This is a genomic window from Amorphoplanes friuliensis DSM 7358, from assembly GCF_000494755.1.
In the GTDB taxonomy this organism is placed as follows: Bacteria; Actinomycetota; Actinomycetes; order Mycobacteriales; family Micromonosporaceae; genus Actinoplanes; species Actinoplanes friuliensis.
Window position 1 is genome coordinate 154,910 of record NC_022657.1, and the last position, 14,834, is coordinate 169,743.

General features: G+C 69.8%; 13 protein-coding genes. 9 read left to right on the forward strand and 4 right to left on the reverse strand.

Annotated elements, in window-relative coordinates:
• Positions 1-41: 41 nt before the first annotated feature.
• A complete protein-coding gene (locus AFR_RS00725) occupies positions 42-725 on the reverse strand; it encodes a S1 family peptidase (protein ID WP_023357375.1) in 684 nt (227 codons plus the stop codon).
• 324 nt (positions 726-1,049) lie between these two features.
• Here AFR_RS00725 and purS point away from each other — a divergent pair, with 324 nt between their 5' ends.
• Genes purS through purL form a run of 3 tightly spaced genes read left to right on the forward strand, consistent with a single transcriptional unit; the run spans position 1,050 to position 4,770 of the window.
• Positions 1,050-1,316, forward strand: coding sequence for a phosphoribosylformylglycinamidine synthase subunit PurS (purS, locus tag AFR_RS00730; RefSeq protein ID WP_023357376.1), 267 nt, complete (start codon positions 1,050-1,052; stop codon positions 1,314-1,316).
• Complete coding sequence (gene purQ, locus AFR_RS00735) at positions 1,313-2,026, forward strand: phosphoribosylformylglycinamidine synthase subunit PurQ (RefSeq protein WP_023357377.1); 714 nt, start codon at positions 1,313-1,315, stop codon at positions 2,024-2,026. Before purS ends, purQ begins: the two co-directional genes overlap by 4 nt.
• Positions 2,023-4,770 (forward strand): phosphoribosylformylglycinamidine synthase subunit PurL, encoded by a 2,748-nt coding sequence (gene purL / locus AFR_RS00740; protein ID WP_023357378.1) that lies wholly within the window; start codon positions 2,023-2,025, stop codon positions 4,768-4,770. The genes purQ and purL overlap by 4 nt, the downstream gene beginning before the upstream one ends.
• Before the next feature lie 261 nt (positions 4,771-5,031).
• Here purL and AFR_RS00745 read toward each other — a convergent pair whose 3' ends face one another.
• Entirely contained in the window at positions 5,032-7,092 is a 2,061-nt protein-coding gene (locus AFR_RS00745; protein WP_023357379.1) for a carboxypeptidase-like regulatory domain-containing protein, read from the reverse strand.
• A gap of 273 nt (positions 7,093-7,365) precedes the next feature.
• On the opposite strand from AFR_RS00745, the gene AFR_RS00750 reads away from it, so the two are divergent.
• The 5 genes from AFR_RS00750 (at position 7,366) to amcA (ending at position 12,107) form a co-directional block, all read left to right on the forward strand.
• Complete coding sequence (locus tag AFR_RS00750) at positions 7,366-7,728, forward strand: sterol carrier family protein (protein WP_041840489.1); 363 nt, start codon at positions 7,366-7,368, stop codon at positions 7,726-7,728.
• 78 nt (positions 7,729-7,806) lie between these two features.
• Positions 7,807-9,417 (forward strand): amidophosphoribosyltransferase, encoded by a 1,611-nt coding sequence (gene purF / locus AFR_RS00755; RefSeq protein WP_023357381.1) that lies wholly within the window; start codon positions 7,807-7,809, stop codon positions 9,415-9,417.
• A 96-nt stretch (positions 9,418-9,513) separates the two neighbouring features.
• Positions 9,514-10,665, forward strand: coding sequence for a phosphoribosylformylglycinamidine cyclo-ligase (purM, locus tag AFR_RS00760; RefSeq protein ID WP_041840490.1), 1,152 nt, complete (start codon positions 9,514-9,516; stop codon positions 10,663-10,665).
• 145 nt (positions 10,666-10,810) lie between these two features.
• Complete coding sequence (amcB, locus tag AFR_RS00765) at positions 10,811-11,914, forward strand: cyclophane-forming radical SAM peptide maturase AmcB (RefSeq protein ID WP_023357383.1); 1,104 nt, start codon at positions 10,811-10,813, stop codon at positions 11,912-11,914.
• On the forward strand, positions 11,883-12,107 hold the full coding sequence (gene amcA, locus AFR_RS00770) for a multiple cyclophane-containing RiPP AmcA (protein ID WP_023357384.1): 225 nt from the start codon (positions 11,883-11,885) through the stop codon (positions 12,105-12,107). The genes amcB and amcA overlap by 32 nt, the downstream gene beginning before the upstream one ends.
• 122 nt (positions 12,108-12,229) lie before the next feature.
• Here amcA and AFR_RS00775 read toward each other — a convergent pair whose 3' ends face one another.
• Both AFR_RS00775 and AFR_RS00780 read right to left on the reverse strand, forming a co-directional pair.
• Positions 12,230-12,448, reverse strand: coding sequence for a DUF3073 domain-containing protein (locus AFR_RS00775; protein WP_023357385.1), 219 nt, complete (start codon positions 12,446-12,448; stop codon positions 12,230-12,232).
• Between the two features lie 190 nt (positions 12,449-12,638).
• Complete coding sequence (locus AFR_RS00780) at positions 12,639-13,721, reverse strand: Glu/Leu/Phe/Val family dehydrogenase (RefSeq protein ID WP_023357386.1); 1,083 nt, start codon at positions 13,719-13,721, stop codon at positions 12,639-12,641.
• Between the two features lie 162 nt (positions 13,722-13,883).
• Here AFR_RS00780 and AFR_RS00785 point away from each other — a divergent pair, with 162 nt between their 5' ends.
• Positions 13,884-14,723, forward strand: coding sequence for a DUF8083 family protein (locus AFR_RS00785; RefSeq protein ID WP_023357387.1), 840 nt, complete (start codon positions 13,884-13,886; stop codon positions 14,721-14,723).
• Positions 14,724-14,834: the final 111 nt, after the last annotated feature.

Sequence of the window (14,834 nt, forward strand, 5' to 3'; positions counted from 1 at the left end):
GCGCGGCGGAGCTTCCATCGCACCGCACCCCGACGGAGAACTCAGACGCCCGCGACCGAGCTGATCCAGGCCCGGTTGTAGGCGACGCTGCCGTAGTACTGCCGGCTCTGGCCGTCCGCCGTCGACGCGACACCCACCTGGGCGCCGTTGTAGACCTGCGGGCCACCGGAGTCGCCGCGCCACGCGTTGCCGTTGATCGCCGTCGTTGCGATCGCCCGGCCGCCGTACGCGTCGGTGCCGTTCGTCGAGGTGACGCGTACCGAAGCGGTCTTGAGCGTGGTCGACGCCGCGCAACCGCTGTAACAGGTCTGGCCCCAGCCGTAGAGCGAGTTCGTCGAGTTCACGGGCGGGTACGCGCTGGACAGCGGCATGTAGCTGGTCGACACCGAGCTGCTCAGCCGCATCAGGGCGAGGTCGTTCTGGGTCGAGGTCGAGCTGACCGTGCGCGTCACACCGCCGGAGGAGCGGTTCACGCTGCCGACGCGGACCGACATCGAGCCGCTGATGCAGTGCCGGGCGGTCAGCACGTAGTTCGCGGAGATGATCGTGCCCGAGCAGGTGAAGCTGCCGTTGCTGAACACCGCGGCGGCCCAGGGCGCCGACGCGACGGTGCTGCCGCCGATGATGGGGTCCGGTCCGGCTTCCACCGCGTTCGCGGCGGCGGGGGCGGCCAGGACGCCGGTCAGGGCGGTGGCCAGAGAGGCGACGACGATGCGGATGCGCACGCCGGGCTCCTTCCGATGGTCGGTCGATGTGGGGGATTCATCGAACTTCGTCGACCGAACGTTAAGGTGACCTGCGGTCCGCGACAAGACTCCAATTGACACCTATCACGGTGTGATGGGGGCAGTGGCGGAGCGTGCCCGTGCGACACCGCACGGTGACACGCGCGGTGGTGGAGATCACGGTCGAGATTCCCTGCTCAGCGGCCCTGTCGTCGGCCTGCCGACACCGGCCGATGGGTCGCACGCGAGGCGTACAGGGTAGGCTTTGGCCGCTCGCCCCTTAGAGGGCCACCCAACTGCGCACCTACACAGTCAGGAGTGCCCGTGGCTCGCGTCGTCGTCGACGTCATGCTCAAGCCGGAGATCCTCGATCCGCAGGGCCAGGCAGTCGCCAACGCGCTGCCGCGGCTCGGTGTCAGCGACATCTCCTCCGTACGCATCGGACGCCGGATCGAGATCGAGTTCGCTGGTGAACCCGACCTCGACACCGCTCGTGAGATCGCCGACAAGCTGCTCGCCAACCCGGTCATCGAGGACTTCTCGATCCGGGTCGACGACACTGCCGGTGACGCTGCTCTCGAGAGCGCGTGACCATGCGGATCGGAGTCGTCACCTTCCCGGGTTCGCTCGACGACGGCGACGCGGCCCGCGCCGCGCGGATCGCCGGCGCCGAGTCCGTCCGCCTCTGGCACGGTGACCCGGACCTCCACGGCGTCGACGCCGTGGTCCTGCCCGGTGGCTTTTCGTACGGTGATGCGCTGCGCTGCGGTGCCATCGCCCGATTTGCGCCGGTCATGGAGTCCATCGCTGACGCCGCCCGTGGCGGCCTGCCCGTGCTCGGCATCTGCAACGGCTTCCAGATCCTCTGCGAGGCCCACCTGCTGCCGGGCGCGCTCACCCGCAACCAGCACCTGCACTTCCGCAACCGCGACCAGCACCTGCGCATCGGCACGACGTCGACCGCGTGGACCAACTCGTTCACCGAGGGCCAGGAAATCCTGATCCCGGTCAAGAACGGCGAGGGCTGTTTCGTGGCGGACGAGCGCACCCTCGACGAGCTCGAAGGCGAAGGCCGGGTGGTGGCCCGCTACACGCGCGGCAACCCGAACGGCTCGCAGCGCGACATCGCCGCGATCACCAACGCGGCCGGCAACGTGGTCGGCATCATGCCGCACCCGGAACACGCGGTGGAGGCGCTGACCGGTCCGTCACTCGACGGCCTCGGCTTCTTCACCTCCGCCCTGCGGCACCTGGCCGGGTCGGCCGCGGGCGGGCAGCTCACAGGGGGAGCCCACCGATGACCACCCAGCACGACACGGCGACCAGCGGCGCTCCGGCGCCACCGGGGGTCCCGAACCAGCCGCCGGCGGGCGCCAAGCCGAGCGGCTTCGCTGCCACGGACGTGCTGATCAACCAGTTCGACGGGGGTCCCGACACCGTCGAGCGGGCGCTCAACACGAGCGACGAGCTGCAGCCGCACGCCGAGCTCGGCCTCAAGGACGACGAGTACGACCGGATCCGCCAGATCCTCGGCCGCCGTCCCACCGCCTCCGAGCTGGCGATGTACTCGATCATGTGGAGCGAGCACTGCTCCTACAAGTCGAGCAAGGTGCACCTGCGCCAGTTCGGTGAGAAGGCCCCGAAGAACACCCGCATGCTCGCCGGCATCGGTGAGAACGCGGGTGTCGTGCAGATCTCCGACGAGCTCGCCGTCACCTTCAAGGTCGAGTCGCACAACCACCCGAGCTTCGTCGAGCCCTACCAGGGTGCGGCGACGGGTGTCGGCGGCATCGTCCGCGACATCCTCGCCATGGGCGCCCGCCCGGTCGCCGTGATGGACCCGCTGCGTTTCGGCGCCGCGGACCACCCCGACACCGCGCGTGTGCTGCCCGGCGTCGTCGCCGGCATCGGTGGTTACGGCAACTGCCTCGGCCTGCCCAACATCGGCGGCGAGATCGTCTTCGACCCGTGTTACCAGGGCAACCCCCTGATCAACGCCCTGAGCATCGGCGTGCTGCCGGTCGAGCGCCTCCAGAAGAAAGAGGCGGCCGGCGTCGGCAACGTTGTTGTCCTGCTCGGTGCGCGTACGGGCCGTGACGGCATCGGCGGCGTCTCCGTGCTCGCCTCGGCGACCTTCGACGAAGGTGCCGAACAGCGCCGCCCGTCGGTGCAGGTCGGCGACCCGTTCATGGAGAAGCTGCTCATCGAGAGCTGCCTCGAGCTGTACGACGCCGGTCTGGTCGTCGGCATCCAGGACCTCGGCGGTGCCGGCCTGACCTGCGCCCTCACCGAGACCGCGGCCGCCGCGGGCACCGGCATGCGGGTCTACCTGGAGCGCGTGCCGCTCCGCGAGGCCTCCATGTCGCCGACCGAGATCCTGGCCAGCGAGTCCCAGGAGCGCATGCTCCTGATCGTCGCGCCCGAGAAGCTCGACGAGGTCCTCAAGGTCGCCGACAAGTGGGGCGTCTGGGCGACCAACATCGGCGAGGTCACCCCCAGCGAGACCGACGGCCAGCCCGGCCGCCTGCTGATCAGCTGGAACGACCACATCGTCGTGGACGTGCCGCCCGGCTCGCTCGCCGACGACGGCCCCGTCTACGCCCGGCCGATAAGGGAACCCGCCGACCTGATCCTGCTGCAGGCCGACCGCGCCGAGACCCTCCCGCGTCCGTCCACGCCGGACGAGCTCCGCGAGACCGTTCTGCGCATGATCGCGTCGCCGAACCTCTGCGACAAGAGCTGGGTCACCGAGCAGTACGACCGCTACGTGCTCGGCAACACCGTGCTCGCCCAGCCCGAGGACGCCGGCGTGCTGCGCATCGACGAGCGCACCGGCCTCGGGGTTGCACTCTCCGTCGACGGCAACGGCCGGTACGCCCGGCTCGACCCGTACGAGGGTGCGCGGCTGGCGCTGGCCGAGGCGTACCGCAACGTCGCTGTCACCGGCGCCGACCCGGTCGCCGTCACCGACTGCCTCAACTTCGGCTCACCCGAGGACCCGGCAGTCATGTGGCAGTTCGCCGAGGCCGTCCGCGGTCTCGCCGACGGCTGCCAGCAGCTCGGCATCCCGGTCACCGGCGGCAACGTCAGCTTCTACAACCAGACGGGCGCCGCCGCGATCCACCCGACCCCCGTGGTCGGTGTGCTCGGCATCTTCGCCGACGTGGCCAAGCGCACCCCGATGGGCTTCCCGCCGCCGCCGACCGCGGAAGGCGACCTGCTCTTCCTGCTCGGCGACACCGAGTGCGAACTGTCCGGCTCCGAATGGGCCTGGGTCACCCACGGCCACCTCGGCGGACGCCCGCCGAAGGTCGACCTGGCACACGAGCAGAACCTCGGCCGCCTGATGGCGCAGGCCTCCGAGCGCGAGCACATCGTCGCAGCGCACGACCTCTCCGACGGCGGTCTCGCCCAGGTCCTGGTCGAGTCCTGCCTCCGGCGCAACGTCGGCGCCCGCATCACGCTCCCCGAGCAGGACGCGGCCACCACCCCGTTCGTCTGGCTGTTCAGCGAGTCGGCCGGCCGCGCCCTCGTCGCCGTCCCACGCGGCCACGACAAGGCGTTCGTGGCGCTCGCCGCCGAGCACAACGTCGCCTGCGTGCAGATCGGCGTCACCGCCGAGGAGCCCGTGCTCGAGGTGCACAACGAGTTCACGATCGGCCTGGACGAGCTGCGCGAGGCCTTCACGGCCACGATGCGCAACCTGTTCGGCAGCCCGGCCGAGGGCATCATCCGCCCGGCCGTCGCGGCTGCTGCGTCTGAGCCCGTCGCCTCGGTGGACGAGCCCGCATCGGACATCGGCGCATCGGATACCGGCCCGTCGATCACGCTGGAGATCAGCGAGCCGGCGGCACCCGAGGCGATCCCGTCCGAGCCCGTTTCATCCGACGCTGCCTCCTCCGACGCTGTTTCGTCCGAGGCTGCTTCGTCCGACGTGGACGAGCCTGCCGAGAAGCCCGAGGCGCAGGAGACCGGTCCGGCCGCCGAGGTGGCCGACATCCCGGCCGCTCCGGCCGCCGCGGAGAAGCCCGAAAACAAGGACTGACCGCGCAGCAGCAATCAGAAACGCCACGGCCGGGCACCCGCCCAGCCGTGGCGTTCTGCTTTCCACCGCCGGCACCCGGCGCGGCCGGTGGTTGGGTCTCGCTGGCGGGTGGTGCGCCGGGCAGCCAGCTGCGGACACCCGACGCCGCCGGTGGTTGGGCCTGGCTGGCGGGTCATACGCCCGGCGCGGTCTTCGACCTCGGAACAGGCATGAAAAAGCGGGCCCCGTCAGTGACGGGGCCCGCTTTGACGATCCGGTGTGTCAGTCGTCCAGGTAGTCGAGCGGACGGCGCTGGCCCGGCCGGGCCTGCTCCGGCGGCTGCTGCCGCGGCTGGCCACCGTGGCGGCCCTGCTGCTGGTCGGCGCCGTAGTAGCCGCCCTGGTCAGCACCGTAGCCACCCTGGTCGGCGCCGTAGCCGCCACCCTGCGGCGGCGGGGGCTGCTGGCCGCGGCCGCCACCCTGCTGGTCGTAGCCTTCCGGCCGCCCGTACGTGGCCCGGGGGTCGTAACCGCCCTGGTCGGCGCCGTAGCCACCGGCCGGGGCACCGCCGTAACCGCCGCCGGCGGCCGGAGCGCCGTAGTTGTCGCCGCCTGCCGGTGCGCCGCCGTAGTTGTCGCCGCCGTAAGGCTGACCCTGGGCGGGCGCGCCGCCGTAGGTCCCGGCAGCGCCGCCGCCGTAGGTGCCGCCGCCGGCCGGGGGAGCGTAAGCGCCACCGTCGTCCTGGCCGTCCCACGCGCCGTAGCCGCCACCCTGGTCGGCGGGCTCCGCGGGAGCGCCGTAGGCACCGCCCTGGTAGCCGCCACCTTGAACCGGCGGCTGGGCAGCCGGGGCGGCGTAGTCGTCGGCGCCCTGACCGTAACCGGGCTGGCCGTAACCGGGCTGGCCGTACGCCGGCTCGGCGCCGTAACCACCCTGGTCGGGGTAGGCGGCTTCCGGCGGGTAGCCGCCGTTGGGCTCGGGGCGGTACATGCCGGTCGGCTCGTCGTACCGCTGCTGCGGGGCTTCGTAGCCACCCTGCGGTGCGCCGTACGGAGCTGCCTGGTCGTATCCGTCAGCGTCGTTGTAGCCGCCCTGAGGCGCGCCGTAGGCGCCGTACGCGTTGTCGTCCTGGTCGGCGTATCCACCGTTCTGCGGCGGCACCGGGGCGCCACCGAACTGTGTGGCCGTGCCGTACGCGCCGGCAGCACCCGCAGCCGCACCGGCTGTGCCCCAGCCACCGGGCGCGTTGTAGCCGCCGCCCTGGGGGATCGGCGCGCCGTACGGGTCTGGGAACTCGTCGAGTGCCGGAGCAGCCTGGTGAATCATCGTGGGTGCGTCCGCCATGGACGGTGCACCCGACCGCGGGGCGATCATCGTGGCGTCGCTCGCGAGCCCGCCCACGGGCGCACCCGCCAGCCGCGTCTCGTCCGCACCGGCGTACCGGCCGCCGCCGCCCGCGGGCGGTACGCCCAGGGGGGAGTCGGGGCCGTCGGTGCCGTCCGGGTCGTCGCCGGCCTTGCGGCGCATCAGGACCAGCACGATCGCGCCGATGCCCGCTGCGACCAGCAGACCGCCGAGGATGATGTAGAGCAGCGAGCCGGAGCCTTCGTCGTCACCCGAGGTCGGCGTCGTGTCCGCTGCGGCAGCCGACTCGTCGGTCGCCGCGGTCTCGTCGTCGGTGGCCTCGTCGGTCGGCTCGGTGGTCGGGCTGGCCGAGGGTGACGGGCTGGCCGAGGGTGATGTCGGGGTGGTCGAGGTCAGGGTGAGGGGCACGTTGACCGACTTGCCGGCCTTGCCCTGCACGTTGACCGAGGTGACCTTGTAGCCCTCTTTGTTGGCGCCGACCGCCATGACGCCGACGGAGATGGGCTTGTCGTCCGACGAGGTGAACGAGTAGCCGCCGTCGCCGTTGGAGTTCGTCGAGAACTGGTGTCCCTGGGAGTCCTGCAGACCGACCAGCGCACCCGAGACGGCCTTGCCGTCCTGGTCCTTGACCTTGCCGCTGACCTGGCGCACGGTCTCGGGCTTGTCCTCGCCGCGGATGATGACCCTGCGGCCGGCGGTGCCCGCGGGGGAATTGCCGATCGTCGCGCTGATGCTGACCTGCACCTGCTGGGTCTCACCAGGAGCGACGTTGCCGGCCTTCAGCGTCGCGCTGAATTCTTTGGTCTGCTGAGGAGCGACGTCATCGGAGAAGTCGCACTTGTCGCACTCCATGCCGTCGGCCTGGATCACGATCGCGACGCCCGTCTCGGCGCCCGGGACGTTGAGGTTCTTGTTGAAGACCTTGTACTTCAGGACGGTCTGACCGCCGGAAGGGACGTTGCCTGACAGTGAGGTCACCGTTACTGTCGGCGTTTCCGCCAATGCAGCTGGTGGCGCGACGGCAATGGCGCCGCCGATCAGTGCCAGGAACGCACCGGCCTGGAGAGCCCTGGCTCGTAGGTGCGTTGTCACGTCCACCGCCTTCCGGGTCGCACGGGCCCGGGCTGCTTCAAGTTGCCCCATAGATCCCGCGACGAGTACACACCGTCGGCCACTATGCCCTGTCGCACGACTTCTGCGCGACCCAGGGCCGCCGGGATCTTGTCTCCGGGCGGGTCGTATTGTCCCGACGTGTCTCCTGCGCACAATAAATCCGAGTCCGTGACCAGCGCGTTGGACGCGCTGGACCAAGGTGACGAACCCGAGCGATCAGTGCTGCGTGACGCGGTGCGAGCGCTGCTGACCGAGCTCGCGCGAACCGCTCCGGGCCGATCGGTGGAGGTCCGGATTCCACCTTTCGGTGCGATTCAGTGCGTCGCGGGGCCGCGGCACACCCGCGGCACACCGCCCAATGTGGTCGAGACCGATCCGATGACCTGGCTGCTCGTCGCCACCGGCCGCCTGGCCTGGGCCGATGCGGTGGAGTCGGGCCGGGTGCGGGCCAGTGGAATACGCACAGATCTCACTCCGTACCTCCCTGTGCACCCGAGTTGAGTGGTCTCCGTCTCGCGTACACTGGGCCGTCGGAACAGACCAGCAAGCTCGAGCAGATCAGCATGAGGGAGCAAGCGCGTGCCCCGAGGCGACGGCCGGTTGACCGACGATCTCGACCCCCAGGACCGCGGACCCCAGGATGCCTGCGGCGTCTTCGGTGTCTGGGCCCCGGAGGAAGAGGTCGCGAAACTCACCTATTTCGGGCTTTTCGCACTGCAGCACCGCGGCCAGGAAGCGGCCGGCATCGCCGTCAGTGACGGCTCGGGCGTCGTGGTCTACAAGGATCTCGGCCTGGTCTCCCAGGTCTTCGACGAGCCGACCCTGGCCAGCCTCCGTGGTCACCTGGCCATCGGCCACACCCGTTACTCGACCACCGGCGGCTCCAACTGGGAGAACGCCCAGCCGACGATCCGGGCCACCACAGCGGGCACGACGATCGCGCTGGCCCACAACGGCAACCTGGTCAACACCGCCGAGCTCGCCCGTGAGGTCGCCGAGCGCGGTCTCGAGGCCGACATGGGCACCTCCGACACCGCGCTGGTGACGACCCTGCTGGCGAGCCGCCCCGACCTCTCGGTCGAGGCCGCGGCCCTCGAGGTCCTCCCGCGCCTGCGCGGCGCCTTCAGCTTCGTCTTCATGGACGAGAGCACTCTGTACGCCGCCCGCGACGCGCAGGGCGTCCGCCCGCTGGTCCTGGGCCGGATGGAGCGCGGCTGGGCCGTGGCCAGCGAGACGGCCGCCCTGGACATCGTCGGGGCGAGTTTTGTCCGCGAGGTCGAGCCCGGCGAGATCATCGCGATAGACGAGCACGGCCTGCGCTCCACCCGCTTCGCGGCGCCGGAGCCCAAGGGCTGCCTCTTCGAGTACGTCTATCTCGCCCGCCCCGACACCACGATCGCCGGGCGCAACATCTACTCGGCCCGTGTCGAGGTCGGCCGCAAGCTGGCCAAGGAGCATCCGGTCGAGGCCGACCTGGTCATCGGTGTCCCGGAGTCGGGCATCCCGGCCGCGATCGGTTACGCCGAGGCGTCCGGCATCCCGTACAGCGCCGGCTTCATGAAGAACGCCTACGTCGGCCGGACCTTCATCCAGCCCTCGCAGACGATCCGCCAGCTCGGGATCCGGCTCAAGCTGAACCCCCTGCGCGAGGTCGTCCGCGGCAAGCGGATCGTCGTGATCGACGACTCGATCGTGCGCGGCAACACGCAGCGCGCCCAGATCCGGATGCTGCGGGAGGCCGGCGCCCTCGAGGTGCACGTGCGCATCTCCTCGCCGCCGGTGAAGTGGCCGTGTTTCTACGGCATCGACTTCGCGACCCGGGCCGAGCTGGTCGCCAACGGCCTGGAGATCGACGGCATCCGGCGCTCGATCGGCGCCGACTCGCTCGGTTACGTTTCGCTGGACGGCCTGGTCCAGGCGACCGAGCAGCCGAAGACGCGGCTCTGCATGGCCTGCTTCGATGGTCAGTACCCGATCGAGCTGCCGGCCGGTCACCTGATCGGCAAGCACCTGCTGGAGTCGGTCGGCAAGCGCGCCGCGATGCCGGATGCGAGTTCGCAGGCCACGAGTGCTGCGGTGGCCGGGCTCGAGCAGGATTATGAGGACGAGCAGTACACCGAGGGCGAGCGGGAGACCGCCAAGCCGTTGGTGGGGAGCCCGGGCGGCGTCGACGCCCTGCGCCGCCCGTAAGTTGCCGAGGGAACCATCAGCACCACCCGAGACGTCGTAGACAGCGGCATCGAAGGCTGCGAACCGCGCGGGCATCCGCGCACTAAGGGGAGAACCGTGACGCACGTGTCCGAGCGCAACAGTGCCGGATCCAGCGGTGCTGAAGGCGCCGACCACCAGCCGTGGTCGGCAGGTGCCGGCCGGAGCGGGCGCAAGCGCACGGTGACGTACGCGGACGCCGGCGTCTCGATCCACGCCGGTGAGCGCGCGGTCGAGCTGCTGAAGTCCAAGGTCAAGAAGACGACCCGCCCCGAGGTCATGGGTGACCTGGGTGGCTTCGCCGGTCTCTTCAAGCTCAACACCCAGAAGTACAAGAGCCCGATCCTCGCCTCGTCCACCGACGGCGTGGGCACCAAGCTGGTGATCGCCCAGCAGCTCGACATCCACGACACGATCGGTATCGACCTGGTCGCCATGGTCGTGGACGACCTCGTGGCCTGCGGCGCCGAGCCACTCTTCCTGCTCGACTACATCGCCTGTGGCGAGGTCGTGCCGGACAAGGTCGCCGAGATCGGCGCGGGCATCGCGGACGGCTGCCGCTATGCCGGTTGTGCCCTGCTGGGTGGCGAGACCGCCGAGCACCCGGGTGTGCTGCGCCCGGACGAGTACGACGTCTCCGCCACCGGCGTCGGTGTGGTCGAGGAGAGCGAGATCCTGGGCGCGCACCGGGTCGAGATCGGTGACGCGGTCATCGCGATGCGCTCGTCGGGTCTGCACTCCAACGGTTACTCGCTGGTGCGCCACGTGCTGCTGGGCGCCGGCCGGATGCGGCTCGACACGGTGATGGAGGACTTCGGCCGTCAGCGCACCCTCGGCGAGGAGCTGCTCACGCCGACCAAGATCTACGCGAAGGACTGCCTCGGCCTGATCGAGGAGACCGACGTCCGCGCGTTCTCGCACGTCACCGGGGGTGGCATCCCGGGCAACCTGGTCCGGATCCTGCCGGAGCACGTCGACGCCGTCGTGGACCGCTCGTCGTGGCGCCCCCAGCCGATCTTCGATCTGATCCAGGCCAAGGGCCGCATCGAGGACGTCGAGATGGAGGCCACGTTCAACATGGGCGTGGGCATGTTCGCGATCGTCTCCTCGGACGACGCCGACCGGGCGATGGCCTATCTGACCGGCCGCGGCGTCGAGGCGTGGCAGGTCGGCGAGGTCATCGAGGGCACCGGCCAGGTCCAGATGGTCGGCCAGTACACCCGAGGCTGAAGTTTTCTCGCGCTTGGTATGAAATGATCCGCGTGTGTCGATACGTCGGCACACGCGGTTCCTTTTTGCGCCGGAAGGGTGGACGACGACGCTTAGCCTGACGACGGACGGGGGTGGACCAGCGGTGGCACAACCATGGAGTGGGATGCGGGGCATCTCGACGACTCCCACCTACGTCGTCATGCAGCCCACCACTCTCTGCAACCTCGACTGTTCCTACTGCTACCTGCCGTTCCGTCAGGTGGACAGGAAGATGTCGGTCGAGGTCGCGCGGGCGGTCGCGGCGTCGGTGAACCCCTGGTCGCGTACGGGGAGATTTTCGGTCGTCTGGCACGGTGGCGAGCCGCTGGCCGCCGGGCGGGACCATTTTGCGGCCCTGCTCGAGCCCTTCGCGGACGATGTCGAGCACCACGTCCAGACCAACGCCACGCTGATCGACGACGCGTGGTGCAAGTTCTTCACCGAGCGGCAGATCCGGGTCAGCGTGAGCGTGGACGGCCCGGAGGCACGCAACGGTGACCGGGTCACCCGTGGTGACAAGCCCGCTTATGCCCGGATCATGCGTGGCGTCGAAGCGCTCCACCGGCACGGGATCCCGTTCTCGGCGCTCTGCGTCGTGGGCAATCCGGAGCCGGGCCTGGCCACCGAGCTGTACGCCTACTTCCTCGAGCTGGGCTGTGACGTCCTCGGCATCAACGTCGAGGAGCTCGAGGGGGTCAACAAGCGTGACAACCGGCATCCGGCCGCGGAGGTGACCGCCTTCTGGGCCGAGCTGGTCGGTGCCTGGCGTCAGGACCCCCGGATCCACCTCCGGGAGGTCGAGTGGTCCCTCCGGTACGCCGCAGCGGTCCTCGACGGGACGGCCGACCAGGTGTTGCCGCGCCGGCTGGACCCGATTCCGACGGTGGCGGAGGACGGCTCGGTGGTGCTGCTGTCGCCGGAGCTGGCCGGCTTCCACGATCCCCGGTACGGCGACTTCTCCAGCGGTAACGTGCTGACGACCCCGCTCGGCGAGATCCTGGAGCGGGCCACGGAGACACCCTGGATCCGGGAGTTCCTGGACGGCGTGGAGGCCTGTCGCGCCCGGTGCCCCTATTTCGGCTTCTGCGGCGGCGCGCACGCGGCCAACCGCTACTTCGAGCAGGGCCGTTTCGACGTCACGGAGACGGACCACTGTCGTAACAGCAAGATTCGCCTACTGGAGGGAGTGCTGGACCATGCCCGAGATCACGAGCCCACGGCTGTCTGACCGCGTGGAGACCGATCCCGTGACGGCACGGGTGCAGGAGACCCGGACCGGGCTGGCCGCGCTCCTCGAGGAGGCGGAGGAGGCCCGGCAGAGGCGCGCGGAGACCACGACGAAGGAAGGCTCGGCGGTTTGCGCCTGGAACCACTTCGAGAACATCCCGACGTTCTACAACTGGAACAACCGTCCCCGCTGAGAATGCGGCTCATGAAGCCCACGCGGTGCAGACCGCGTGGGCTTCAATCGCGTCGGAATAACTGCGGAAAGACCACGACACACTGGAGCACGCGGTAAGCCGCGTGCTCTGTGCGATACGGGTCAGCGCCTTGTCGGCGACCAGGGATCCTGGTCGTCGTCCGCATCGTCCTCGTCATCATCGTCGACGAGCTGATCATTGTCGTCGTCGAAATGATGGTCGGACTTACCACCGGCACCCGCCAGTTCGCGCTGCAAGGCGGTGAGGTCGGTGTTCGGGGAGTGGTACTTCAACTCCCGGGCCACCTTCGTCTGCTTGGCCTTAGCACGGCCGCGCCCCATGGCTCGACCCCCTCGCACAGAATTCGGGGCAGCCCGAAGGCGGGCCCCGATGACGTCAGGCATCTCTCGTGGGTCTTACGGTACATGGACGACGCCTGCTTCGGCACCTCGGGTTGCGTGTACCACCATCGCGCGTCGTCGCTTGTCACGGACCCGACGCGCGATGGTGTACAAAACAGCGCAACCTTGCTCAACCGAGGAAGATGCTCCGGAGCCGGCCGACCTCCGCCATACGACGTTCGGCGAGGCGGTCGGCGGCGACCGCCGGCGGCACGCCTTCGTCGTCGGCGAGACGCAGGATCTGACCGGTGGTGTCGAAGATCCGGGTCGCCCGCAGTTTGGCCCGCTCGAAGTTGAAGCCTTCGATCTCGTCGGCCACCTGGATCACACCACCGGCGTTCACCACGTAGTCGGGCGTGTAGAGGATGCCGCGCTCCTCGAGGAGCTTCTCGATGCCGGGGTGGGCCAGCTGGTTGTTGGCGCCGCCGGTGACGACCTTGGCCCGCAAAGCGGGCACCGTGTCGTCGTCCAGCGCACCGCCGAGCGCGCAGGGCGCGTACACGTCGATGTCGCTGGTGATCAGGGTCTGGGTGTCGGCCACGAGGTCGATCTGCGGGTAGGTGGTGCGGGCCCACTCGAGCGCGGCCTCGTTGACGTCGGTGGCGACCACGGAGGCGCCGTCCTCGATCAGGTGACCCGCCAGATATTTGCCGACCTTGCCCAGCCCGGCGACACCGACGCGGCGTCCGGCCAGGGTGGGGCTGCCCCAGGTGTGCTCGGCGGCGGCGCGCATGCCCTGGAAGACGCCCCACGCGGTGAGGATCGAGGAGTCACCGGCACCGCCGTGCTCCAGGCTGCGGCCGGTCACGTAGCGGGTCTCACGGGCGATGACGTCCATGTCCGGCACGTAGGTGCCGACGTCACAGGCGGTGTAGTAGCGGCCGTTGAGCGATTCCACGAAGCGGCCGTATGCCCTGAGCAGCGCCTCGGACTTCACCTGGCCCGGGTCACCCCAGATGACGGCCTTGCCACCGCCGAGGTCGAGGCCGGCCAGCGCGTTCTTGTACGCCATACCCCGCGAGAGGTTCAGCACGTCGGTGAGCGCCGCCTCCTCGCTCTCGTACGGGTAGAACCGGGTGCCGCCCAGCGCGGGCCCGAGGGCCGTGGAGTAGATGCCGATGATCGCCTTCAGGCCGGTGTGCCGGTCCTGGCAGAAGACGACCTGCTCGTGCCCGGCGGCATCGGTGCCGTCGCTGCTTACGAACACGCCCATGACTGCTCTCTCCTACAGGTGTGAGGTTGCCGCCCTCGTGGGGCCTGGCTGCCTGCTCCGGCGGGGTGTGCCGGTCAGGAGCGAGCCTAGTCGCGAATCGGACGCCCTGATTGGCTCCGTGCCACAAGTCAATCGGGGGCGATTTCGTGAAAGGATCGCGCCGTGCCGTCACTGTTCGCGTCGTACCTGCGGGTTTACGAACCGCTGACCGCCTTCGACCGGGACCGTCAGATTTTCTGGCGCCGGTATGCGCGGGAGGGCCGGGCGCTGGGCCCCGTCGAGGGGCCGGTTCGTCAGCGCACAGCCGTGCTGGAGGCGCTGGGCGCGGGCTGGACCCGTCTGCCCGATCTCCCCGACGAGGCCTACGTCATGGAGTGGGCCGACACGCTGCTGGTCTGCCCCTGGAACCTTCGCCTTCGGGTCGCCGAGGCCGCCCTGAACGCCCGCGACGGTGTGCCCAGCGTGCTCGCCGACGCCTTTGTGCCTCCGGTCCTGGCCGGCCAGGCCAAGGCGATCGTCGAGGACTGGCGCAGCGGGGCCAAGGTGCTCGAGCACGGGGTGCCGCGGGTGCACGAGCAGATCGCGACCTGGGGTGTGCCGCTGCGCTGGTTCGTTTTTGTCGACCTGGACGAGCGCGAGATCAACCTGGCCGACGGCAAGCGCACGCTGCGCTACCGCACGGAGATCTCGAAGGCCCGGCGCCGGGCGCACCGGGCCGTGTCGGTGCTGCGCAAGTCGCTGGGCGACGCTCCGATCACCGAGGCCGTCGAGGAGGGCACCCGGTGGCTGGAGGAGTTCCACCCGCGGTCGATCGTCGAGCTGGACTACGGCGGCCTGACCGGCCTGCTCGATGCCGAGGCCCTGTCGGAGGACGATTCACCCGGACTGGTGGCCGCGGGACTTTCCGCCCTCTCCCGGGGTGACGCCGACGCCGCCACGGAGGCCTACGAGAAGCTCGTCGCGCGGTGGCGCGCGGTCCAGTTGCTCGAACGCTGCAACTGATCGACGTTTGTAACGCTCTGACCTGGGAAAATGGGACGAACGGGCACGGAACGCTGCCCCGGAAAGCGCTTTCTAGGCGAACACTCTTCGTGATCGCCGACCCGCGAAGCG